Genomic DNA, 24,236 nt, shown 5'->3' with positions numbered 1-24,236 from the left:
ACAGGGCATCGTCACGCGAACGGACGACCCCGCGCATAAGCAGAAGGGGGTTTACAGCCTCACCGAGAAGGGCATCGAGCTTCTGCCGATCCTGGCGCAGATGGCGGGTTGGGGCCGCAAATATTTGCCCGTCACGGAAGAGCTCGGCATCCGCGCGCAGTTGTTACGGGATGGCGGCCCGAAAATGTGGGACGCATTGATGGATGAACTGCGCGAAGTCCACCTCGGCCAGCGCAAGCGCCGACGCGACGGACCTTCGGTTTCCGAAACGCTGCGCGCCGCTTATGAGGCCGCGGTCGCGAAAAAACGCCGCTAGAGCATGATCCCGCAAAGTGGAAACGGCCGCATCGATGGCGCGTCTTTCGCCGTGGGCGAGCCGCCGCATCAGGCGACGGACGATATCCGCGCATTACGGCTTGTCACGCGGGCGTTCGCCGATATAGTGCGCGCGCCTGCGGCTATCCGCGGCGACGCGGAGGGGTGGCCGAGCGGCTGAAGGCGCACGCTTGGAAAGCGTGTATACGGGCAACCGTATCGAGGGTTCGAATCCCTCTCCCTCCGCCATCCAGCTATTTATTCCTAGTGTTGAGATATATCTTCTTAGGAGAAGCGCTATTTCCGCCCGTATACGCGCCTTTTGGTCGACAACCGAATCGGGAGAACTAGGCAACAAGACCGCGTAACTTCTCGAAAGAGAGTCCTTTCTCCAATATGACTGTCCTTAGTTCGGTTCTTCGGCTGTTGCGAATGCGGCATCTTTAGCCCGCGCCCCTCGGCCGCGCTGCCATTCCAAGAAACCTGTGCCCTTGGGCACTAGGTAGACCGAGTTACGCGGGACAATAGACCTTCGCCGTTTCAGCCTCTTCTGCAGGCTAGGTTTGAATAGATCGGCTGCTGAGTGGCTATCCGCTCGATGGCCCTAGATCGCATTTTGGAGTTCCCGCGACCGCCGCTCGCATTGCTCAGAACCGCTATCATACGATTTGAGTTCTTCGGCCTCATCGTTGCCAGAGCGCAAGGCACAACATTCGCAACTGTCTGGACGTCTTTTGTGCCACACGAATTGTTATCGTCTACTGCGCCGTGAGCGTTGCATATTGGGCAAGTGCCCCTGAGAAAATCTGGAAGGGCTAGCGGCGAAGAAGGCACGACTTCAGCCGGCTGATCGACTTGACCGTACCGAACCAGTGGCGACCCACTAAGCATAGGTGGCCGATCGCTATGGCGATAACCGTGGAGGAGAAGGAAAGACCGAAGGTCTTGACACAGATCCCTTACATAGCCGCACAAACACGATCGGAAGGTATTATGGATGAGAGCGTGCAACTCCTAGCACAACGGATGCCTTCAGCAGATCTAAGAAAGGGTGAGTTCTCAGGATGACGATGATCACGCCCGAACGCGATCTTGAAAAGATCCTTGTCACGAAACTACGGGACCTCAAGTACGCCTATCGCCCCGACATCCGCGACCGAGCTACGCTTGAAGCAAACTTCAGGATCAAGTTCGAAGCTCTGAATCGCGTCACGCTCACCGACGGTGAGTTCCAGCGACTTCTCGACGAGATTGTCACACCAGACGTGTATGAAGCCGCCCAGTCCCTCCGGAATCGGGAAGCATTCACCCGGGACGACGGCACGCCGCTCAACTACACCCTCGTCAATATCAAGGACTGGTGCAAGAACGACTTTGAGATCGTCCATCAGCTTCGCATTAATACGGACAACAGCCATCACCGCTACGACGTCATGCTCCTGATCAACGGCATCCCCGTCGTTCAGATCGAGCTGAAGACGCTAGGGACTAGCCCTCGGCGGGCGATGGAGCAGATCGTCGAATACAAGAACGACCCCGGCAACGGATACACCAAGACGTTGCTCTGCTTCGTCCAGCTCTTCATCGTCAGCAACCGCACGGACACGTGGTACTTCGCCAACAACAACGCGCGGCACTTCGCCTTCGATGCTGACGAGCGGTTCCTTCCGATCTACCAGTTCGCGGACGAGAACAACACTAAGATCACTCACCTGGACGACTTCGCCGATCGCTTCCTCGCCAAGTGCACGCTTGGCCAGATGATCAGCAAGTACATGGTTCTCATCGCTAGTGAGCAGAAGCTCCTGATGATGCGCCCGTACCAAATCTACGCCGTCAAGGCGATCGTCGACTGCATCGACCAGAACTGTGGCAACGGATATATCTGGCACACGACCGGCTCGGGCAAGACGCTCACCTCCTTCAAAGCCTCGACGCTTCTCAAGACCAACGAGAGCATTTACAAGTGCCTCTTTGTCGTCGACCGCAAGGACCTCGATCGCCAGACGCGCGAGGAGTTCAACCGGTTCCAAGAGAACTGCGTCGAGGAAAATACCAACACTGCGGCGCTCGTCCGCCGCCTCCAGTCCGACGACTACGCCGACAAGATCATCGTCACCACTATCCAGAAGCTCGGGCTCGCCCTCGACGAGAACAGCAAGCACAACAGGCAGAACATCGCCGAGGGGCGGTCAACGTTCAAGCAACGGCTCGAGCAGCTCCGCGACAAACGGATGGTCTTCATATTCGATGAGTGTCATCGGTCGCAGTTCGGCGAAAACCACAAGGCCATCAAGGATTTCTTCCCAAACTCCCAGCTCTTCGGCTTCACTGGTACCCCGATCTTCGAGGATAACGCGACCGTCAAGCAGATCGAGGGAGACATCGCTAGCCTTCGAACTACCAAGGACCTCTTCCAGAAAGAACTCCACGCCTACACCATCACTCACGCGATCGAGGACCGGAACGTTCTCCGCTTCCACATCGATTATTACAAGCCCAAGGACGTCCCAGCCCTTAAGCCCGGCCAGACTCTCGCCAAGCAGGCGGTCGTCCAAGCCATCCTCGACAAGCACGATGCCGCAACCGGCGGCCGACGCTTCAACGCGCTGCTAGCCACTGCCTCGATCAACGACGCCATCGAGTACTACGAGGTCTTCAAGAAACTCCAAGCCGGGCGCCAAGCTGCTGACCCCGAATTCGTCCCTCTTAAGATCGCCGCCGTCTTCTCGCCCCCCGCAGAGGGCAACCCCGATGTTCGACAAATTCAGGAAGACCTTCCCCAGGAGAAGGAGGATAACCGGCACGACCCTGAGGGCAAGAAGACCGCGCTCAAGGCTATCATCGGCGATTATAATCAGCGATATGGCACAAACCACGACATCAACAACTTTGACCTCTACTATCAGGACGTCCAGCAGCGCATCAAGGATCAGCAGTTCCCTAATCGCGACCTGCCCCGCAAGGGCAAAGAAAAGATCGACATCACCATCGTCGTTGACATGCTCCTCACCGGCTTCGACGCCAAGTTCCTCAACACGCTCTACGTCGACAAGAATCTCAAACACCACGGTCTGATCCAAGCTCTCTCACGCACCAACCGCATTCTCAACGCGACTAAGCCCTACGGCCACATCCTCGACTTCCGTGATCAGCAGGACAACGTCGACGATGCCATAGCTCTTTTCTCCGGCGCCCAGTCCGACCGGGCCCGCGAGATCTGGTTGGTCGACAAGGCTCCCGTCGTTATCGACAACTTCAAGCAGGCTGTCGCCGACCTCGGCGAATTTATGAAGTCCCAGGGCCTCGAGGCCACGCCCGATCAGGTGAATAACCTCAGAGGCGACGACGCCCGCGCGCAGTTCATCAATCGGTTTAAGGAGGTGCAGCGTCTTCAGACCCAGCTCGACCAGTACACCGACCTTACCGACGAGCAACGGAAACAGGTAGAGCAGGCTTTCCCCAGGGACGACCTCCGCGCCTTCCGCGGCGTCTACCTCGAAACCGCCCAGAGGCTGAAAGAACAACAGGGCAAGCCCGGGGGGGACGGCGATCCGATTAGTCCCGAGGTCGACCAGCTCGACTTCGAGTTCGTCCTCTTTGCCTCCGCTGTCATCGACTACGACTACATTATGAAGCTGATCACCAGGTACTCGAGTCAGGATCCGAAGAAGGTTCGGATCAGCCGCGAGCAGCTCATCGGCTTAATCCAGTCCGACGCCAAGTTCCTCGACGAACGGGGGGAAATCACCGAGTACGTCTGCTCACTGACGGAGGGAGAAGGTCTCGACGAGGCCGCGATCCGTGCCGGCTACGAGCAGTTCAAGGTCGCGAAACAGGCCAAGGAGATTGAAGGCCTTGCTCAGGCCCACGGTCTGGCGACCGAGTCCCTCGCGGCCTTCGTCGACACCATCCTCCAGCGCATGATCTTCGACGGCGAGCAACTCACCGAGCTGATGGAGCCGCTCGATCTGGGCTGGCGCGAACGCCGCGAGCGCGAGCTCTCCCTTATGGCCGATCTCGTCCCCCTCCTGAACAAGCGCGCCCACGGCAGGGATATTTCGGGCCTAAACGCCTACGAGCATGGGAACGCATCATGACAACCGATAAGCCATCGCGGTTGGTGCCGAAGCTGCGGTTTCCGGAGTTTCGTGATGGTCCGACTTGGTTGGCGCCACGACTCTCTGATCTGTACGGCTTTAAGCGCACCAACACCCTTTCAAGAGACAAGCTGAACTACGAAGCTGGCACAATCAGGAACATTCACTACGGCGACATTCATACCAAGTTCAGACCTCTGTTTCGAGTGGGTGACGAGTATGTGCCGTTTATCAATCCGGATGCGTCGACCAACGGCTTCGATGATGACGCATTCTGTGACGAAGGCGACATTGTGCTTGCCGACGCGTCTGAAGATCTCGACGACGTCGGAAAAGCAATCGAAGTAGTTTCATTGAACGGAGAACACGTTGTCGCTGGGACGCACACCATTCTAGCGACCCGGCGCGGGAGCGTTCCGGTTGTTGGCTTCGGCGGGCAATTATTCCAGTCCGCCGCTGTTCGCTCTGGCATCAAGAAAGAAGCCCAGGGCGCGAAGGTTTACGGCATATCTGCCAACCGCATTTCGACTGTTCCGATCCCAGTCCCGCCGACAGAGGCTGAGCAACAGAAAATTGCCGAGTGCCTCGGCTCGCTGGACGACCTGATTGCGGCAGAGGACCGGAAGCTCGAAGCTCTGCGGCAACACAAAGAAGGGTTGATGCAGCAACTCTTTCCCCAATCGGGTGAAACCGTGCCCCGCCTTCGCTTTCCTGAATTCCACAACGCGGAGGAGTGGATACCGCACAAGTTTGGAGACTTCGTCGTTAAGTCTTTCTACGGAACGTCTACATCGACCGCCAAGACAGGACAGTATCCAGTCCTGCGCATGGGGAACATGAACGACGGCCAGTTGGATTTCTCCAATCTTGTTTACATCGACCTCGACCCCCAAGAGTTCGAGTCCTTCCGCTTACAAAAAGGCGACATCCTGCTGAACAGGACGAACAGTCGTGACTTGGTTGGAAAGGTCTCCATCTTCGATCGCGACTTAGAATGCATTACGGCGTCCTATATCGTTTCGTTCCGTTTGGATGAGAAACGCATCAACCCGTTGTTCTGCAATCTGATGCTGAACACACAGATGCAGCAGTTTCAAATCAAGCTGCTCGCAACGCCGAGCATTAGTCAGGCAAACATCAATCCGACAACGTTCAGAACCGGTCTTGATATCATTATCCCGAAACTCGCCGAGCAGCAACGAATCGCCGCATGCCTATCGTCGCTGGACGAAATGCTGGCCGCGCAATCGCATAAGGTGGAGACTTTGAAGGCCCACAAGCAAGGCCTACTGCAACAGATATTTCCCTCTCTAGAGGGGAATGAATAATGAGCAGGACGACGACAATCCATCAGTACAAGAATCTGGTGACCCTTGCACAAAGGCTCCGCAGCGACGTCAAAGATCTGCACTGTGTCTTGCTGTACGCGTATAATCGAACAGGAAAGACGCGCCTGTCGATGGAGTTCAAAGATCAAGGGAAACGCAAAGGCGGAGGGGCGCCAGACACTCTCTACTTCAATGCGTATACCGAGGATCTCTTTGCCTGGCACAACGATCTTGATGGCGATACGGATCGACACCTGACGATCAATGAGCGCTCCTCATTTTGTAGTGGCCTCAGAGAACTTGCACTGGACGAATCCATCGCAGGTTACCTGTCACGCTACGTCGATTTCGATTTTGATATCGATTACGAAAAATGGGTCGTGACCTTTCGTAAGGGCGATTACGATCGAATCAAGATTTCGCGAGGCGAGGAAAGAATCTTCATCTGGTGCATGTTCATGGCGATCTGCGAGCGGGTCATCGATCGACACCCCTCGTATGAGTGGGTCAAGTATCTGTATATCGACGATCCTATCTCGTCGCTCGACGACAACAATGCCATCGCTCTTGCCTGTGATCTGGCGGAACTTCTCCGCAAAGCGTCTTGCCGAGCTGCTTCTGATCTTGGTCAGTCATGATTTGGCTCTCTGCGGGGCAGCTTCAGAAACAAGCTCAGGAAGTGAAAACTGGAAACGGCCAAGGACATCATCGAGAATTTTGCGAAACAGCTCCTTATTGTCGTCCACCATCTCAACCGGCTCGTTGATGGCATACTTACCGTGGCTCAGCAGATTGAGTGCACGGTTGTAGAGGACTTCGTCCTCTAGCCCGGCCAGGCAGATACTGAGGTCCGCGTGGCCGAAGAAACTTGCCGTCTTTTCCAAGATGCTGCGCAGGGCATTGAAGTGGTACGTATAGAGAGTTCCTCCCTGCGAACACTTTCGAAGCTCAGCGAGAATCGCCACATGATGGAAGTAGGGAGTATCTCCGGTGGCTCGCAAGGTGAACACTCCCTCGGTGTCCGGCCGGTGCAGGAAGTACCGCTTGATGTTTACTTTCTCTTGGCCTTCCTTCGTCCGTCCGAGCTCGTTGCACATGACGTTGAAGAACAAAGAGTGGTGAGAAGAGAAGACCGTTCTGAGCGGATCTCGCTCGCCGCTAACGCTTCGGCGAGTAGCGGCTTTGGGCCATCGCCGATCAGCTCCGCGGGGCGATGAACGCGGACGACTTTCGCGACTACAGACGCGTGAGGATGGACGAGATTGAGGCCAACGACTTCAACCTGAACATCTCGCGTTACGTCAGCACAGCCGAGCAGGAGGTCGCGATCGATCTGTCGACCACGCATAGGGAGTTGGTCGAGGTCGAGAAGCAAATTCAGGAGTCAACGGCGAAGCACAACACGTTTTTGAAGGAGCTGGGGCTATCCCCGTTGCCAACGCTCCACAAGTAGCCGAAACGATTCCTTGCATAGAAGGCATTTTCTTGCTCCGACCACGCTGACGGAATCTCAATATCGAAGACGAGATTCTTGGTCGAAATCTGCGCTACCCTTGTCCCGGTTAGCGTCGCTTCGATAATCCGCGGACTCAGGAATGCTAGCTCGATCATCTGGCTCACATAGCGGTCGCTGACGCGCTCGCGTGCGGCAATCGCGGTCACGGTAGCGGATCGGCCGGTCGCCAACTCCTCAAACCACGTGAAGCCGCGCGCGATGGCCTTGATGAGAGCCGAGTCAGGCTCCGCTTGATGATCGCGCTTGTCAGCGACGATGACGAGCGCCGTCTCGCCGTTCCGCCGCGTCAGTTCGATCGGGACTCTGACCTGATACGCTTTGTTCCGCGGCGTCGCGCGGCCCGGAACGATTGCTGCGAGATTGATCTCAAGCGTCAGTTCGGACTCAGAGACACGAATTTGCTTGATGAGCTTGGCGATCGTTTCATGGTGCGGGGCTGGCGTCGTGATCTGCGCTTGCAGCTGCTGCGCGGTCCATAGAGCCTCCTTCATCTCATTTGTCTTGAGCCGCAGCGATGCCAGTGCCATAGCAACGCACTGCTGATCGCCAAGGAGACGCCGCAACTCGCTGATGACGGCGGCCTCGACGGCATGAGCCGGAAGGCGCCACGGTTTCGGTTCGCCCTGCTCCACACGACTGCCGACGTAATAACGGTAGCGCTTTCCATCTTTCACGGCGTGCGACGCGACGAATTTGGCCCCTTGGGCGTCGACCAGGAGCCCTGCCAACAGGCTCGGTTCTTTCGCACGGGATCTGGTCTTGTGTTGGCGGTTGTTCGATGCAAGCCGCGCCTGCACGGCCGAAAAGGTCTTCAGATCGATGATCGCTTCATGACGGCCATCATATTGTTTGCCGTTGTGAACGATCTTGCCGACATAGATCGGGTTGGACAGAATCCGATAGAGATGCCCCCGGCTGAATGGCCGGTCGCCCCAGGACGTGTTGCTATTGACCGAGACGAAGGCGCGCGTGCGCAGCTTGCGTTCGGCCAATTCGTGTTCGAGCTCAGCCACGGTGCCGAGCATCAGATAGCGATCATAGATCAACCGGACCGTAGCGGCGTCCGCATCGTCGATGACAAGTGTCCGGTCCCTCGCACGATAGCCGAGCGGAACGAAGCCCCCCATCCAAAGACCCTTCTTCTTGGAGGCCGCGATCTTGTCGCGGATACGCTCGCCCGTGACCTCCCGCTCAAATTGGGCGAAGGAGAGGAGGACATTCAGGGTCAACCGCCCCATGGACGTCGTCGTGTTGAAGGCTTGGGTGATCGACACGAAGCTGACGCCATTGTTGTCAAACACATCGACGATCTTGGCGAAATCGGCAAGCGATCGGGTCAGCCGGTCTACCTTGTAGACCACCACAACATCGATGCGTTTGGCCGTGATGTCCGCAAGCAGACGCTGTAACGCCGGGCGCTCCATCGAGCCGCCCGAATAGCCGCCATCGTCGTACTTCGCTGAAAGAAGTCCCCATCCTTCGTGTCGCTGACTCTTTATATAGGCTTCACATGCCTCGCGCTGAGCATGCAGCGAGTTGAAGTCCTGCTGCAGCCCCTCCTCGCTCGATTTGCGCGTGTAGATCGCGCATCGACGTTCCTGCGGCCTCGCGGACTCACCCATCGAAGCCGTCCCTACAACGCCGTGTCCGCCGCGCAGCATGCTGGCTCACCGGCCAGACGACCTTCCCGTCTCGACCCGGCTTCGGACGCTTGAACCGGCCCCGGATGTCGGTCCCGTTCTTCGCGGCAGGGCGCTTGATCCCAAAAAAGCGCCAGCCATTCCAATTCGTGCCGGTGATGGTCTTGGCGATGGTGGAAAGCGAGGAATAGCGATCGCCATTCCAGGCGAAGCCGTCTTGCAAGACCATCACCTCATAGGTGCTCTTCTTCCAGGTGCGGATCAGCTTGGTACCCGGTTTAATGCGCGGCTCGATAGCGGCTGCATCGAAGGTGCCGTCACGGGCGGCGGCCGCGATCTCGCGTAGCCGTCGCTTGGTCACCTCCGACAGTCCGCCGAAAGCGTTGACCTGCATCTGGTACGCCACCGCGCGAACGAGCAGCTTACGGCGGAAGAACTTCGGCGCGGGACGGCCATAGAGCGCCTTCCAACGCTGTCGCAGTTCATCGAGGCCGAGATCAGGCAACCGCGCGATCCCGGCCTCGAGCGCCCTTGCATCGACGGAAGACCGTCGCATCGCTTACGCGGCCTTCCGGGCGCGACGGGGACGACCCGCCTTCGTGGCCTTGGCGTCGACGATGCGATAGACGCGCTCGTCGCCCACCTTCTCGCTTTCGAGATCGAGCCCCAGCTTCTTGCGAACGACGCCCGCAAAAAATCCGCGCACGGAGTGCGGCTGCCAGCCCGTCGCCTGCATGATCGCGCGGATGGTGGCGCCGGCCGATCGCCGCAGCAGCCCGATGACGGCCTCTTGTTTCGAGCCCGTCGCCGATCGGTTGCTCCCTGCCCGTTCGATCTGCGCCTTCGTTCGAGGATGACGCGTGCCCTTGCTGGACGCTTTCGGGGACGACGGCTTCGGCTTTGCCGACGCAGCCGGCGCTTGCTGCCGTTTACCGGCCGCGTCCGTCGCTGCCGCACGATCATCGCCGCCGAGCGCTTTCAAGCCCGCTATGGTGAGGCGCAGGCTACGTGGCTCTTTGTCCTCACCACGGCGCCAGATTGGCAGGTCGCCGTCGGACCTGACCTCCTCGAGGAGGCCGTCCGCCAACAATTTGGTGGCAACCTTCGCCGCGGCGCCGCCTTTGAGGTTCGCGGGCAATTCGAGGGCGCGATCGTCACGCCGCGCCGCGCGAGATAAGAGTTCGTGTTGGGTGGATGTGAGCGTCATGAGAGTTCTCCATGGTCGCCGGCGCCATTACCGGCACCACCACGACCCCGCAAAGCGCGAAGCGCCGCGGGGATTTAAGAGAACTCTCGGCCTCGAAACGTCGCGACGTCAGGATCGCGACGTTCGGTTCATCAGGCTTGCGGCGTTCAAGAACGTGGTCACCTCATAAAGCGGCTGCTCGACGTCGAGCACGATGTCCAATGCCTGCTCGAGATTGCCGGCCATAGCACACGCTTCCGCCGCTTTGGCGGTCGCGGCGGTCTTGTCCAACCGCTCGCGGATGTTGCTCAAGAAGCTCCTGATCGTCTCGTCATTCACAGCACGTGTCATCGGCGTCCTCCCTCCTTGACGCCACCACACATGCTTTCTTTGCGCACGAAGTCGAGTGGAATGTGGGCTACTTGAGCACCTACTTGGAAATCTTGGGATCAAAAGGCCCCTCCCTGAGAATCTCACCGATGCTCGCCTGCACCTCGACTACCGATCTGGGGTAGTGGCTGAACACCTCGATTTCGGCGAGGGGGGCGCATATCGACGGGGCCATCATGATGGCTCGTATGAGTAAGCCGCCGGACTGGAAGACTGCTGCTGAATCCAATCACGCCGATCAAATCAGCCGCAAATGCGCCGGCGACGGCGCATTTGCGGCTGGAAGGCATTCGAGTCGCGGAATTGCGCCATCAGTACCACCGGAAGAATATGAACAGATATCATTCTTACGTACACCAGCTATAAGACAGCAACCTATGCGTCTCGGAGGATGCCGAGTGGATACACGCAAGTTAAAATATTTTATGGCGGTCGCTGAAGAGCTTCATTTTGGGAGGGCAGCAATACGACTGAAGATGTCACAACCACCTCTCAGTCAACAGATTCAGGCTTTTGAGCGGGAACTTGGCGTTCAGCTCTTTATCCGCAATCGACGGGAAGTCCGATTAACTCCTGCTGGCGAGATTTTGCTAAATCGCGCTCAGGTCGTTCTTCAAGAGTTGGAAAAGATCTCTGACGAGCTTCGCGAAGCTGATAGCGGGGAAGCCGGTGAACTCAGACTCGGTCATGCTCCTCCAGCCGATTTTGACATCCTGCCAAGCATTCTATCAAAACTTCGCGCCCAAGCACCGCGGGTTCGACTTTCTCTGCGATCAGCGAGTACGGTTGCTCTACTAGAAGAAATAAAGGCTCGAAGATTACATGCCGCCATCATCCGATTGCCCGTCAAACAACCATCGATACAAGCCATAACGATTTCACGCGAGCGTCTCGTCGCCATCGTGCCTTTGGATCATGCAATTGCCTCGCGACGAACGATCCGCTTTCGCGATCTCGGGCAGCATCGACTCGTAGGCTTTCCGCGATGGCTAGCTCCCGCGTATTTCGATCTTCTCTCAAGCTTGTGCCGAGAATACGGCGGCTTTACCTACGAGCCGGTCCAGCTCGTAGAGACTATTCAGACCGCACTTGCGCTGGTCGCGGGCGGGCTTGGCGTGTCCTTACAGGCTGCCTCCGTCGGCGCAGTTGTACGGCGCGACGTAAAGTGCATAAGCATTGCCGATTCGCCGCTCTGTATTGAAGCGGGCATCGCCTTCTCTGAACGAGATCGATCGCCAGTTCTAAGAAACTTTCTTCATATCGCTCGCACAGTCGCTTGTGCTCCGTCACATAACGACAAAATTTCGAAAGCCGCAGTGGCAACGACCTGACAGCCCATCACGATATCGTCGTCGGATGTATCCTCACGAATATCGTGACTAATCCCACCAATACTCGGGACGAAAAGCATGCATGCCGGCAGATGACGTGCAAAAATCTGGGCATCATGCCCGGCACCGCTCGGCATGCGCATATGCCGCGAAGGTGCATGCAGTTCCGCGCTTTCTTCGAGAATGGCTTGAAAATCCGGTGCCATCACGCTCGGAGTTGAACGCGACATTGTCTCAATTGTAATGCGGCAAGGACCACGATCGTTTCTCTCATCGACGAGTTGAAGGAGGCGCTTCTCCATCGATCGCAACCTCTCTTGAGAGGAGTCGCGGAATTGGAACAGCATCTCGGCTTGCCCGGGGACGATGTGCGGGGCGCCCGGATCAAGCGTTAAACGGCACACGGTCCACACAGTGGTGGGGGTCGCAAACTTAGGAAATTCAGATTCTATCGCATGACAGAGATCGACCAATGTTGCAGCGGCATCTTTTCGAAGGAACATAGGAGTCGTGCCTGCGTGATTTTGCTCGCCATGAACCGTGACGCGGTACTGCCAATTTCCAACGATGCTGGTGACGATACCGATCTGCAGGCCTTTATTTTCCAGGACGCCTCCCTGCTCGATATGTGCTTCCAAGTAGCCAACGTACTGGGCTGGCACTAGTCGGAAACGCGGTATGCCCTGAAGCCCCGCGGCCTCCAACGCAGTCGTCAGCTTCGTCCCGTCGTGCTTATTCTTTAGCTGCGCGATCTCGTCGTCGGAAAGCTCACCGCAGAAAGATCGGCTTCCGATCAAAGACCCAAAATGACCTTCCTCGTCGGCCCACGCTCCAACATCGATCGGCATATGGCGTGACTTTGGGTCGTCAGCGAAGGCCCGCGCGACTTCGAGCCCAAAAATAACGCCTAGTGTGCCGTCAAGCCGCCCTGCATAATTTTGCGACTCCAGATGTGAGCCAATGAGAAGGCGGCGACCTTCTCGCCGCGACCGCCCAAGCACAGTTCCGATGCCATCGATACTCGCATCTAAACCTGCTTTCTGCAGCTCGGCGACCAGCCAGCGCCGAGCATCCATATCTTGAGGCGAATATGTAGGACGATGAACGCCCGTCTTATAGCGCCCGAACTCCGAGGCACGCTTGAGGTCAGACAGAAGTCGGTCCGGGCTAATCTTCGGCACGTTGCCCTCCATCGTTCGATTGCCGGGCAGTCAGCTCACCTCGAAGAGCGCTTCGACTTCCACCGCCACATTGCCGGGCAGAACATTTGTCCCAACAGCGGTCCGCACATGCCGGCCCGCCTCGCCAAATATTTCAATCATGAGATTGGATGCCCCGTTGACGACCAACGGAGGGTTCAAAAAACCCGCCGTCGCATTGACAAAGCCGCCGAGGCGAACACAGCCAACGATGAGGTCGAGATCACCCTTCAATGCGCTTTTTGCATGAGCTAAAATATTCAAACCGCAAAGGCGTGCCGCCGCCACACCTTGCTCGACATCGAAGTCCAGCCCCAACTTTCCGACGTACTTTCGCTCGCCGTTCCACCAAGGAATCTGGCCCGACACAAATAAAAGATTGTTCACACGCTTTGTCGGCAAAAAGCTGCCGCCAGGCGTGCTCGGTTGCGGTAAATCGATGTCTAGTTCTTTAAGGCGTGCGTCAACGCGACCCGGCATGGGCGTACTCTCTCCTCAACCAGCAGATGTTCTCTGCGACGCGATGTCAGCCTGCACCGACAGCGCCATGTCCCACAGACCCAGCCAACGAAGATCGTTCGCATGGTAGGAACACGCCGCGACCATGGGGGGCCGTCAGCTTACCGTGGTCGCAAACAATATCACCGCGTGAGATAACGATGTCCGGCCACCCCCGAACCGTTATTCCCTCATACGGCGTATAGTCTACATTGTGATGCAGCAGTGCGTTATCGATAGTCACGCGGCGCTCAGGATCCCAAACAACGAGGTCCGCATCGCTTCCGATCGCAATCGTGCCCTTACGCGGATAAAGCCCGTAAAGCTTCGCAACATTGGTCGACGTCAGCGCTACGAACTCATTCAGCGATATGCGCCCTTCGCTCACACCCGCGGAAAATAGCAGCGGCATTCGTGTCTCGAGGCCAGGAATACCGTTCGGCACCTTCGGGAACGGCGGATTGTCGCCATTGAACATCTTGCCTGTCTTGTCGAAACGATAAGGCGCGTGATCGGACGAGACGATGTGAAAGAGCCCGTTTTGCAACCCACGCCAAATCACTTCCTGGTTTGCCTTGTCACGTGGCGGTGGGCTGCACATAAACTTCGCGCCGTGAAAATGCTCCTTATCAAAGTCGTCTTCCGTGAGAAACAGATATTGCGGGCATGTTTCCGCAAAAATCTTGAGTCCCTTGTTGCGGCCCCAAGCCACTTGCTCCGCCGCCTCGCGGCCTGACACGTGGACGATCAGAATGGGGACATCCGCTATCTCCGCCAGTGTTATGGCACGGTGCGTCGCTTCCCGTTCCGTCGCCATCGTGTGGGCAAGCGGCATGTACTTTGGCTCGGTCTTACCTGCTTCAAGAAGCCTCTCCGTAAGCCACTCGATAGCGTCATTATTTTCAGCATGAACCATCACGAGCGCACCTTCACGCCGCGCAACGGCGAGAACGTCCAGCATCTGATGATCGGTGAGCTTACGCGCCGCGTAAGTGAGGTATACCTTAAGTGAAGTATACCCATTACGGATCAGTGCCGGCAGTTCTTGGCCGAGCACCTGCGGTGTCGGATCTGACACTATAAGATGGAACGCGTAGTCGATGATTGACTGACCGTCTGCAGATTTGTGATAGGCATCGACAACCTGCCGCAGGGATTCGCCGTGATTCTGCGCTGCGAACGGAATAATCGTCGTGGTGCCTCCAAAGACGGCAGACAAGCTGCCCGATTTGAAATCGTCGGCGCTCCACACACCGTTGGCCGTCAGTTGCGCGATATGACAATGCCCATCGATGCCGCCGGGTGTGACAATTTTCCCGCGCGCATCTATTTTCCGGGACGCTCCTGCAAGGTGATCTGCAAGCGCAACGATTTTTCCTCCTTTCACGCCGATGTCGCATCCGGACGTATCGGCCGCTGTCGCCACCGTTCCACCGTGGATAATCAGATCAAACTCCGACATACTTCCTCTTATCTCAAATGCCTAAATGCGCGAGTTAGAACGGATAACCAAAGATAAGGCGCGGCAAGGTCAAGGCGATTGACGGGAAAATAGCCACGATCGCGAGATCTATCGTCATGACCACCATGAACGGAAACGCCGCGCGTACCGCCGCCTCATAAGTCACGCCCGCGAGCTTTGTCGACACAAAGAGATTCACCGCGATGGGCGGAACGATCATTCCAAGCCCCATATTGATCACGAAGAGAACGCCCCAATGAATCGGGTCAATCTTCGCGTGATGGAGCAAGGGCAGAAAGGACGGCAGAAAGCCAAAAATGATCGCGGGCGCTTCCAGAAACATGCCGAGCACAATGAAGACAATGGTCACGCCCGCAAGAATTGCGTATCGGCTATCGGCTACGCCCGAGAAAAGATTGATGAGATGCGCACCGCCCTCGTTCAATGCGAGAATGAAACCAAGAAAATTAGAGCTTCCCACCAGGAGAAGCGTCATGCCGCTTATAAAAGCCGCTTCCAGAGTCAGGCCCGCAACATCGCGCCACTTAATGGACCGTTGAAAGACGATCGTAAGCAGCAGCACATATACGAGCAGAATCACACCGACTTCAGCTGGTGTGAACACTCCCCCAAGAATGCCACCAATGATCAATACCAAGGCACCGAGACCGGGCAAAGCCGCTAGAATACGAGGCCCGACCTCTCGCAGAGGAGTTGCCTCCTTCGGGTAATTAAACCGACGGCCGTGCCATATTGCATAAAGCATGAAGCTCAGCATCACTAGCGTCGCTGGAACGATGGTTGCCACTGCAAGACGACCGATGGAGATGTTGATGGCTGAGGCATACAGGAGAATGGTGATGGACAACGGCGCCATCATACCGAGAGTTCCGGCCGCGCCTTGCAGCGCCGCACAAAACGCAGGTTGATACCCCCGCTTTTTCATCTCTGGAATCATGAGAGCACCAATCGCCGCTGTATCGGATACGGACGATCCCGAGATGTCGCCAAAAATATAGCTCGCGAGCACGTTGGAAGACCCAAGGCCTCCACGAATCCGACCGACCAGCACCTGCGCAAAGGCGACGAGCCGCGCGGCAACACCCCCGGCATGCATGATTCCGCCCGCGAGGATCAGCAGCGGAATCGCCATCAACACAACCGTGTTCGTGCCGTAGAACATCTGCGACGCGATCGTTTCGAAGCTGACGGAATGCGACATGCCCAGATAGCTTGTCGCGAACAAGCCGATCACGAAAGCAACGGGAAGCCCCATGAGCAGCGATCCGAAGAAGACAATGGTGAGTACGATGGCTTGAATCGCGGTGCCGTCGACGAAGGACGCCGCATGAAAATAGCTAATTAGAAAAAACAACATTCCAATCGCGGCAACCATGCTAATGGTCGCCGGGTGCCAATCACATATGCGCTGAGCCCAATGAATGAGCATAACTGCAGCCGCCAAGAGGACGGCAGCAAACGCCCAAGTCATCGATATTTGCAACGCGTCCGTTCTCGACCGATAGAAAAATTCCCAACTCGACACGGCCGATACGAGAAGGCAGAGGAGGTATCCTCCCGCGAGGCCTTCGGCAACGACAGCAACGCGGGATCGCCATACCGGCGTCAGCCGTTCGATAAGCATATCGATTCGAATATGCTGATCGTGACGGTATCCAGTCGCAATGGAGAGAAACGCCGCCCATATAAACAGAATCAGCGCGACCTCATCCGACCAGTAAAGCGGCATGTTCAGGGTGTAGCGAAAGACCACACCCAGAAGCATGACAAGGGCGAAACTTGCTGTTGCAGCAATGCACAACGCTTGAATAGCTGCATCCACGTAATCGCTCGCCGCTTGAATGGTCCGCCTAAAGAGAAGCGGCGGACTTTCGACGCCCGATTCCACAGCTACATTCTGCTCTGACACGGCAGGGTGCCTTTTAAATATCCGATCGGATTATGGCTGTTGCGCATAAATGGCGCGCGCGAGTTCGAGGTCGATCTTGCCGCTCTGCTGCTTGGCAACCTCTTCCCAGACCTTCTCGCGAACTGCCGCCCATTGATTGTATTCCTCCGGCGTCGGCTTATGAATAACCAGGCCGTGCGCAGCCATCTCCTTCACGGCCTTCTCCGCAAGCTCTCTCGCAGCAATGATGCCCCATGCTTGGGTTTCTTTGGCAGCGTCAAGTAGGACCGCCTGATGCGCCGGAGAAAGGCTGGTGAATTTCTTAGCATTCATAAACACCAGCTCGGTTGCTGCCTGGTACTCGATGCTTATACTATACTTCACCACTTCGTAGAGCTTCGACGTCAGTAAAAACGTCAATGGAAATTGAACACCATCCACGACACCCTGCTGCGTGGCAGAGTAAACCTGCGAAGTATCCACCGGTGCTGGATTTGCACCCCACGCCTTGAATGTCGCCAGATCGATTGGCGAACTGACAACACGAATCTTCAGGCCTTTGATATCGGCCGGTGTTTTCAATGACTTCGCACGGGTCTGTACGTCGCGTCCTACAGCGTTGCTGATCGCAAATAGATATTTGACACCCAGGTCCTTTTCGAACTGAGCAATGACTTTTCGACCCGGCTCAGAATCCAGGGAGCTAATAAGATTATCGTACTTCTTGAAAAGGAACGGTAGATCGTAAACGAGAAAAGCATTCGTAAACCGAGAGGCGTTGCCGTTCGCCAGTTCTCCGATGTCGACGGTGCCGCTCATTACCGACTGCGTCAGCTGCTGTTCCGTGCCGAGAGACTGATAAAAGACGCGCGGAGAAATTTCGCCCTTACTTTTCTCTTTAATAAGGTCGGCGAACTTCTCTATGGGCTTTGAGAGAAGCTCACCTTGCGCGTATCCGGCGCCAAATCGAAGCTCTATGGGCGCGGCTCTGGCATTGCTTGCCGCGAACGAAAGACCCGCCAATAAAACGAGCGGCAGGGTGATTCTATTTCTTACCCGTCTCTCAAAAGACACAGCCGATGCCCCCAAAGCAGTTTCTAGAAGCTGGAAAGGTTGCATTGCTACATCGATATGTCCAATATCTCAGTGAGGCATCAGTGATACAAATAACGACTTACATATTGCAGATGGCTTATTTCATAAGAAATTGCGCCCGATGGGTTTTCAGCGAAAGCCGGACGCAATCGGCGATACCGAAAGCGCGTCAGACGTTCTCCAACTTTTGCGTTGGAGTCATCGGCCCCCCGAGGTCGCTACCACCTCTCCCGTTATGTACGATGCCTGATCCGACAGTAGGAACATCACTGTCGCAGCCACCTCTTCCGGACGCCCCGCCCGCTTCAGCGGGACCGTCCGCCGGATGCGCGCCTGCATCTCATCGTCTCGCACGTCATGCGTCGGCGTATCGATGATTCCAACACGAACAGCGTTCACTCTGATATTCGCATCGGCCAACTCACGCGCGGCCCCCCGCGTATAGCTCTCGATCGCGCCCTTTGAAGCGGCATAGATCGTGCGTCCCGGGCGATCGAGATAGACCGCAGCCGTGGACGAAATGTTCACAATGACGCCGCCTTCTCCGCCGCATCGCGACGACATCCGTTTGGCGGCTTCCGTAGAGCAGTATGCCATGCTCAGGAAATTCTTCGCTACGATACCAGCAATATATGCGTCGCCCATGTCGGGAATTTCAACCGGATCTGTTCCGCCCCCGACATTGTTCACGAGCGCTGAAATCCTCCCTAAGCTCCGGTCGATTTCGCCGAACATCGCTTCGACCTCCGGCTTCGATCGGACATCCGCCACGAACGCCCGAGCGCTACCTCCGGCTCGCTCGACCTCATGAACGATGACATCCGCACGCTCGGCCTGCGAGGCGTCCGGGTAATTCAGGGCGACACGATATCCTCGCGCACCGGCAAGCCTGCAAATAGCCTCCCCGATGCCGCGTGTTCCCCCCGTCACCAGAACGGTCTTTGCCATCTCCCCTCCACTCGCAAGTCGCGAAAACTAGGGCCTCAGAGACCGCTCAACTTTCGATCAGCTCAAGCGGCGCAATCTCGGGCCAAGCTTCCATAAAACCAAGAATATTTTGTCGCCTGCGCTTTGTCGTGCCGGCGAAGTACGGCCTGACGCACGCGATGGTTCAATACGCGCCGGCACAGCGTCCGCCATCGACCATAAGGGTTGTCCCCGAAATCCATGACGCTTCGTCTGACGCAAGAAACAGCACCGCATAGGCTGTGTCGATCGGCTGCCCGATGCGACCGAGCGGGTATCGCGGAAGCATCTCCTGCGTGACTTGATCGAGGCTCTTTCCAGTCTTGCCGGCCTCACGCAGCCGGTTGCGCCGCGAAATTTCCGTGTCGGTTAGGCCCGGACAAACACAATTGACCCTTACACGGTCCTTGCCATGATCCATGGCCATCAGTTGCGTGAGAGCGATGACGCCGGCCTTTGACGTTCCATAAGCGGCGGCGCCAGGAAAACCGCGCACTCCTGCTCCCGAACCAATATTGATGATGACGCCGCCGCCTGCCTTACGGAAGTGCGGGAGGACCAAGCGCGACGCCAAATAGATGCACTTGGTGTTGAGACTGACTCTGTCCCAGTCCTGTTCCGCCGTTTCCTCAATGGTCCCTCGGGTACTCAAGCCGACATTGTTGACCAGGATATCCACGCCGCCGAAGCTCTCTATGGTGCGCTCCACCGCCCGACGGATATCGGCCTCGCTCGTCGCATCGCCTTGGACGATGAGGTTTCCGTCACGATCGATCTTCGGCGCCTCCGACGAAGTCATCGCGGATTCATCAAGGTCGAAACACGCTACCGACGCACCATGCTCCGAGAAAAGCGCGGCGATGGCGCGGCCGATACCACGCGCCGCACCCGTAACGATCGCGCGTTTGCCGCAGAGTCTACGCCAATCTTTTTGCATCTTACCTTCTCATCAAAGAACGAAATCTCGAAAAGGCGCTTAGCTCCGTCGCGCTTCGCGCCAAGCAGAGAATTCGACCATCGTGTTGGGGTCCGTGGCGGGGTAGAGCCCCAAGATCGACCGTCCTTCCAAAACCTTCTCTTCCACGAAAGTTTCAAAGGCGGTCATTTCAGCCACCTCTTGTGCGACCTCGTCCGCGAGAGACGCTGGAACAACGATGACAGCCTCGGCATCGCCGATGACGAGGTCGCCTGGCCACACTGGCGCGCCACCGCACCCAATCGGCACGTTGATGTCGAGCGCCTGATGCAGCGTGAGATTTGTCGGAGCGGACGGGCGTCGGTGATAGGAAGCGAACTTCAGCTTCGAGATATCGGGAGAGTCGCGAAATCCGCCATCTGTCACAACTCCCGCAACGCCGCGCATCATCAAGCGCGAGATCAGAATCGCTCCCGCTGAAGCCGCTCTCGGATCTCCGCGGCTATCGATCATCAGCACGCTCCCCGCGGGACACTCCTCGACGGCTCTCCGCTGCGGATGCGCCCTGTCCTGAAAGACATGCAGCGGATTGAGATCTTCGCGTGCGGGAATGTAGCGCAGCGTAAATGCTTCTCCCACCATGTTGCCGCCAGACGAACCGAGAGGGTGCACGTCCTGGATCACTTGGTTTCGGAAACCTCGCTTGTAGAGCGCGGTCGATATCGTCGCGACACTTCCATTGCAAAACGCTTTACGGGTTTCGGGCTTCATCTTCTTTCTCGACGCTAACGAACAAGTCCTCGTTAAAGCAGATAACCCCTTACTTGTAAATCCAATATACATGTAGAAAAAAGGCACTAGAGTCCACCGCACGATTACGCCCGCCCTGCACTGCACAAACGCTGCCCCCGCAACAAATTTTCGACCTCTCAAATAAATTTCACGAGTTTAGTTGACAGTCAGATTTACATATTTTTAGATACCCTGAAGCGAGCATGCGTGGAGCATTGAAGCGATGAAAGACGACGCCTCCGTCAAGAACGTTCAGACTCACGTTCGCCACATCACAAAAAACATCCCGTCACGCCTAGCAGGATCTGAGAATGGTCGACGCATGGCGGAATACAGTTGCGCATCGCTCAATGACGCTGGAATCCCGGCGCGCGTTATCGAGTTGCCCGGCTTGGTCAGCTTCCCGGAAGCCGGACGCGTCGACGTCCTCAGCGGTGTCGACTGGAGCATTGAAGCCTGGACGTCCGGCCACTCCTGCCCAACCGGTCAGAACGGTATCACCGGCACGCTCATCGATCTTGGGAGCGGCGCATTCGCGGACTACCAGGGTCACGACGTGCGCGGTAAGATCGTCTTGCTGGAATTGTCCTACAGCCCGGCGCGGCAAGAGAAGCAACGCATCGCCGCACTCAAAGGCGCCATCGGCTGCGTGATGATGAACTGGGGGCACCCGGAGAACGAAGCCCTCCCGTTCGGATCGGTGAAGCCTGCTTGGGGCAATCCCACCCCCGACACGCTTAAAAACGAAATGCCCACTCTCCCATGCGTCGGCATCTCGCGTAAGGATGGCCTAAAGCTGCGCGACATGCTTCGCCAGCATTCGTTGGAGGTGCGCGTTCAGGCCAACGTCGAGAACGGCTGGCGCCCGGTCCACCTGACGACGGGAGAAATATCCTCGCCGCGAAGCGACGACTTCGTTCTCTTCGGCGGACATCAGGATTCCTGGCCCGGCGAACAGGCAACCGACAATGCGGCGGGCAGTTCGTGCGTTCTCGAAATTGCACGCGCCATCAATGCGCGCCGCGACGAACTTGAACGTGGGGTGGTGATCGGGCTGTGGCCGGGCCACGAAACCGGCACGATGATCGGATCGACATGGTTCGCCGATAATAATTGGGACAGGCTGCGCCGAAACGCCGTCGCCTATTTCCAGATTGATCAACCGGCCTGCCTCGGCACCACACTCTGGAAAACGTCTTCGAGCGCGGAACTGCGGTCCTTCCATCAGGAGGTTGAAGCGCCTCTTCTTCAGGGCCGGAAAGCCTTGTGGCGACGCGCCCTCAAGAATGGAGATCGCTCTTTCTTCGGCGTCGGCTTGCCGACGCTGAGCGGCGAAGGCACCTATACCGACGAAGAGCTCGCCAAAAGCGCACAGGCCACACTCGGCTGGTGGCACCACTCAATCCAAAACACCTATGACAAGCTGGATTGGGATTACATGGAGGTGCATCTTCGTATTTATGCCAGCTATCTCTGGCGGCTCTGCACGGCCAAAATTCTTCCTTACGACTTCACATGTTCGGTAGCGGACCTCGAAGAGCGTCTGCGCGAACTGGCCAAAGTCGACCCTTCGCTCGGGCTCGACGCAACGATTTCGGAAGCGGCCGCGTTGCGCACCGACGCGGCGCGCCTCAAGAAAACAACCGATCAATGGGCCGCGCGATATCACGCCGGACACAAAGAACAGGCGGCGGCGGATATCCTGAACAACGGCATGAAGATGCTGTCCCGCCGTCTCGTTCCGATCGCGAGCTCAGCTATCGGCGCCTACGGGCAAGATCCATACGGCTACACGCCGCAAACGACCGTCATCCCGTGCCTCTATGATATCGCGACGCTCGCATCGCTCGATAAGTCATCAGAGGAATATCAAACACTTCGAACGCAGGTCTTGCGCGCACGCAATCGCGTCGCCGACGCTCTGACGGACGCGCGCGCAACGATTGAGAACACGCTGAAGATATTGACCTAGCCTTTTGTTCGGAGGGACACCATGAACTCTATCACTCGGCGTCAGTTCGCTCTCCTCGCAGCAGCGGCTGCCGCAGCTTCGGGCACATCTTCTGTTACGTTCGCTCAAGGGTCCCGATCGATAACGAGTGCGGAGAATCTGCCGAAGAACCTGGATCCGCATCAGCTTCTCGATCCGCCGATGGTCAAATATGCGACCAATGTCTACGATACGCTTTATCGATACGTCGACAATCCTCCCAAGCAGATCCCGTGGCTAGCCCTTAGCCACACCGTCTCACCCGACAACCGCGAGTGGGAGTTCACCCTTCGCGAAGGCGTCAGATTTCACGACGGAAGCGCACTGACGGCGGAAGATGTCGTTTACAGCTTCCAGCGCGTTCTAGGCGTTGGTCTCGGTCCATCAAGTGCGTTTCGCGCTATCCTGAAATCGAACAACATCACGGCGAAAGCACCCAACATCGTTGCGTTCAAGCTCGACGCGGCGAGCGGCCCCTTCCTTTCGGCATTGGCGCTGGTCCCGATCGTCAACAAGCGCGTCATCGCGCCGCATGAAAAGGATAAAGATTGGGGCGCGACGTGGCTCGCCTCCAATGAGGCCGGTTCCGGAGCATTTCGTCTGAACCCCGCCACATACGTTCCTGTGAACCGCATCGACATCGAACGGAATCCGGATCATTTCTACGGATGGTCCGACAATCCCTCACCTGTCGACAAAGTTTTCTTCCGTCCGACCCGCGAGGCGTCGACGCGCGTTCTCGCACTTCTCAACGGTGAAATCGACTGGACGGACTCGAACCTGACGGCGGAGCAAGTCGAGCGAATTGCGGCAAGCGAACGCGCAAGAATCGAAGAGCATGTCGCACTCCGGACGTTTCTCATTCGCATGAACAACAGCAAGGCGCCCTTTAATAACTTGAACGCTCGCCTCTGCTTCGCGCATGCCTTCAACTATGACGGCTTTATCAAAGAGGTTCTTAAGGGAGGCGCGCAACGAAACCCCATACCTATGCCGAAGAACTTGTGGGGCGCGGCGACAGACGTCGCGGGATATGAATACGATCTCGATAAATCAAAAAGCTATTTCCGCAAGGCCGTTGCCGAAGGCGCGCCCATGCGGCGAACGATCGAAATCCACACACAATCCGAGCACGAGCAGCATTCGATTGCCGCCGAGATGCTTCAGGCCGATCTCAGCACAGTCGGCGTCAATCTAAAGATTGTTCCGAACATCTGGACGAACATCAGCACGATGGCAGGCAAAGCCGAGACCAGCCCCGATATGTGGATTCACTGGGTGAGCGCCACATTTGTCGATCCAGAGAACTGGCTCGGCCAAATGTATGACAGCCGCTTCTGGGGAACTTGGAAAGCATCATCCTGGTACAAGAATCCGAAAGTTGACGATCTGCTTCAGCAGGCCCGCTCGCTTGTGAAGCAAGAGGAGCGGGCGCCCATCTACGAACAAGCGAACCGGGAGATCGTCGCTGATTCCGTTGACATCTGGATTTACAATCAAATTGAGAAACGCGGCGTCTCAAAACGTGTCGGCGGTTATCGATACACGCCGGTGAACGGAGGCGCGGATCTTCGCTGGATTCGGATTACCTGATCAGTCAATC

Annotated in this window: 20 protein-coding genes, 1 tRNA gene and 1 pseudogene; 8 read left to right on the top strand and 14 right to left on the bottom strand. The window is 56.9% G+C overall.

Features of this window, described 5'->3' with window-relative positions; all coding sequences use genetic code 11:
- From AB7F49_RS14760 to AB7F49_RS14740, 5 genes are all read left to right on the top strand, one after another.
- Positions 1-316, top strand: a 316-nt coding sequence (locus tag AB7F49_RS14760; RefSeq protein ID WP_428523558.1) for a winged helix-turn-helix transcriptional regulator, incomplete at its 5' end; no start/stop codon positions are given.
- 158 nt (positions 317-474) lie between these two features.
- A tRNA-Ser gene (locus AB7F49_RS14755) sits at positions 475-564 on the top strand.
- Between the two features lie 815 nt (positions 565-1,379).
- A complete protein-coding gene (locus AB7F49_RS14750; RefSeq protein WP_428523556.1) occupies positions 1,380-4,415 on the top strand; it encodes a type I restriction endonuclease subunit R in 3,036 nt (1,011 codons plus the stop codon).
- On the top strand, positions 4,412-5,743 hold the full coding sequence (locus tag AB7F49_RS14745; RefSeq protein ID WP_428523554.1) for a restriction endonuclease subunit S: 1,332 nt from the start codon (positions 4,412-4,414) through the stop codon (positions 5,741-5,743). Before AB7F49_RS14750 ends, AB7F49_RS14745 begins: the two co-directional genes overlap by 4 nt.
- Positions 5,743-6,381, top strand: a complete 639-nt coding sequence (locus tag AB7F49_RS14740; protein WP_428523552.1) for a hypothetical protein — start codon at positions 5,743-5,745, stop codon at positions 6,379-6,381. Before AB7F49_RS14745 ends, AB7F49_RS14740 begins: the two co-directional genes overlap by 1 nt.
- On the opposite strand, the gene AB7F49_RS14735 is transcribed toward AB7F49_RS14740, so the two are convergent.
- The 6 genes and pseudogenes from AB7F49_RS14735 to AB7F49_RS14710 all read right to left on the bottom strand — a co-directional run bounded on the left by AB7F49_RS14735 (position 6,376) and on the right by AB7F49_RS14710 (position 10,436).
- The gene (locus AB7F49_RS14735; protein WP_428523550.1) at positions 6,376-6,855 is read right to left on the bottom strand and encodes a hypothetical protein; all 480 of its coding nucleotides are present in this window, start codon (positions 6,853-6,855) and stop codon (positions 6,376-6,378) included. The genes AB7F49_RS14740 and AB7F49_RS14735 overlap by 6 nt on opposite strands.
- A 265-nt stretch (positions 6,856-7,120) precedes the next feature.
- Positions 7,121-8,284 carry a recombinase family protein gene (locus AB7F49_RS14730; RefSeq protein ID WP_428523570.1) on the bottom strand — a complete coding sequence of 388 codons (1,164 nt, stop codon included), beginning with the start codon at positions 8,282-8,284 and terminating at the stop codon, positions 7,121-7,123.
- 165 nt (positions 8,285-8,449) lie between these two features.
- A pseudogene (locus tag AB7F49_RS14725) lies at positions 8,450-8,881 on the bottom strand (recombinase family protein); the annotation flags it as partial.
- Positions 8,874-9,455: a DUF2924 domain-containing protein gene (locus tag AB7F49_RS14720; RefSeq protein WP_428523548.1), complete on the bottom strand. Its 582-nt coding sequence runs from the start codon at positions 9,453-9,455 to the stop codon at positions 8,874-8,876. The gene AB7F49_RS14720 and the pseudogene AB7F49_RS14725, both read right to left, overlap by 8 nt.
- A 3-nt stretch (positions 9,456-9,458) precedes the next feature.
- On the bottom strand, positions 9,459-10,037 hold the full coding sequence (locus AB7F49_RS14715; protein WP_428523546.1) for a DUF3489 domain-containing protein: 579 nt from the start codon (positions 10,035-10,037) through the stop codon (positions 9,459-9,461).
- A gap of 177 nt (positions 10,038-10,214) precedes the next feature.
- Positions 10,215-10,436, bottom strand: a complete 222-nt coding sequence (locus AB7F49_RS14710) for a hypothetical protein (protein ID WP_428523544.1) — start codon at positions 10,434-10,436, stop codon at positions 10,215-10,217.
- Between the two features lie 437 nt (positions 10,437-10,873).
- Here AB7F49_RS14710 and AB7F49_RS14705 point away from each other — a divergent pair, with 437 nt between their 5' ends.
- Positions 10,874-11,806 carry a LysR family transcriptional regulator gene (locus tag AB7F49_RS14705; protein ID WP_428523542.1) on the top strand — a complete coding sequence of 311 codons (933 nt, stop codon included), beginning with the start codon at positions 10,874-10,876 and terminating at the stop codon, positions 11,804-11,806.
- Here the strand turns inward: AB7F49_RS14705 and AB7F49_RS14700 are convergent.
- From AB7F49_RS14700 to AB7F49_RS14665, 8 genes are all read right to left on the bottom strand, one after another.
- Positions 11,731-12,987, bottom strand: a complete 1,257-nt coding sequence (locus AB7F49_RS14700) for a hydantoinase/carbamoylase family amidase (RefSeq protein WP_428523540.1) — start codon at positions 12,985-12,987, stop codon at positions 11,731-11,733. The two genes, AB7F49_RS14705 and AB7F49_RS14700, sit on opposite strands and share 76 nt — an antisense overlap.
- A gap of 30 nt (positions 12,988-13,017) precedes the next feature.
- Complete coding sequence (locus AB7F49_RS14695) at positions 13,018-13,485, bottom strand: RidA family protein (protein WP_428523538.1); 468 nt, start codon at positions 13,483-13,485, stop codon at positions 13,018-13,020.
- A 46-nt stretch (positions 13,486-13,531) separates the two neighbouring features.
- Entirely contained in the window at positions 13,532-14,965 is a 1,434-nt protein-coding gene (hydA, locus tag AB7F49_RS14690; protein ID WP_428523536.1) for a dihydropyrimidinase, read from the bottom strand.
- 34 nt (positions 14,966-14,999) lie between these two features.
- Positions 15,000-16,874 carry a TRAP transporter large permease subunit gene (locus AB7F49_RS14685; RefSeq protein WP_428523534.1) on the bottom strand — a complete coding sequence of 625 codons (1,875 nt, stop codon included), beginning with the start codon at positions 16,872-16,874 and terminating at the stop codon, positions 15,000-15,002.
- A gap of 51 nt (positions 16,875-16,925) precedes the next feature.
- Positions 16,926-17,993, bottom strand: coding sequence for a TRAP transporter substrate-binding protein (locus AB7F49_RS14680; protein ID WP_428523532.1), 1,068 nt, complete (start codon positions 17,991-17,993; stop codon positions 16,926-16,928).
- 174 nt (positions 17,994-18,167) lie between these two features.
- Positions 18,168-18,917, bottom strand: coding sequence for an SDR family NAD(P)-dependent oxidoreductase (locus AB7F49_RS14675; RefSeq protein ID WP_428523530.1), 750 nt, complete (start codon positions 18,915-18,917; stop codon positions 18,168-18,170).
- Positions 18,918-19,080: 163 nt separating this feature from the next.
- On the bottom strand, positions 19,081-19,872 hold the full coding sequence (locus AB7F49_RS14670) for an SDR family NAD(P)-dependent oxidoreductase (RefSeq protein ID WP_428523528.1): 792 nt from the start codon (positions 19,870-19,872) through the stop codon (positions 19,081-19,083).
- A gap of 39 nt (positions 19,873-19,911) precedes the next feature.
- On the bottom strand, positions 19,912-20,622 hold the full coding sequence (locus AB7F49_RS14665; RefSeq protein ID WP_428523568.1) for a ribonuclease activity regulator RraA: 711 nt from the start codon (positions 20,620-20,622) through the stop codon (positions 19,912-19,914).
- A gap of 343 nt (positions 20,623-20,965) precedes the next feature.
- Between AB7F49_RS14665 and AB7F49_RS14660 the strand changes: the two genes are divergently transcribed.
- Positions 20,966-22,615: a M28 family peptidase gene (locus tag AB7F49_RS14660; protein WP_428523526.1), complete on the top strand. Its 1,650-nt coding sequence runs from the start codon at positions 20,966-20,968 to the stop codon at positions 22,613-22,615.
- 21 nt (positions 22,616-22,636) lie between these two features.
- A complete protein-coding gene (locus AB7F49_RS14655) occupies positions 22,637-24,226 on the top strand; it encodes an ABC transporter substrate-binding protein (RefSeq protein WP_428523524.1) in 1,590 nt (529 codons plus the stop codon).
- The last annotated feature ends 10 nt before the right edge of the window (positions 24,227-24,236 follow it).

Origin of the sequence: Pseudorhodoplanes sp. (assembly GCF_050250235.1) — a bacterium.
Lineage (GTDB): Bacteria > Pseudomonadota > Alphaproteobacteria > Rhizobiales > Xanthobacteraceae > Pseudorhodoplanes.
Note: the sequence above shows the minus strand (reverse complement) of the source record. Positions and strands in the feature narration are given on the sequence as shown.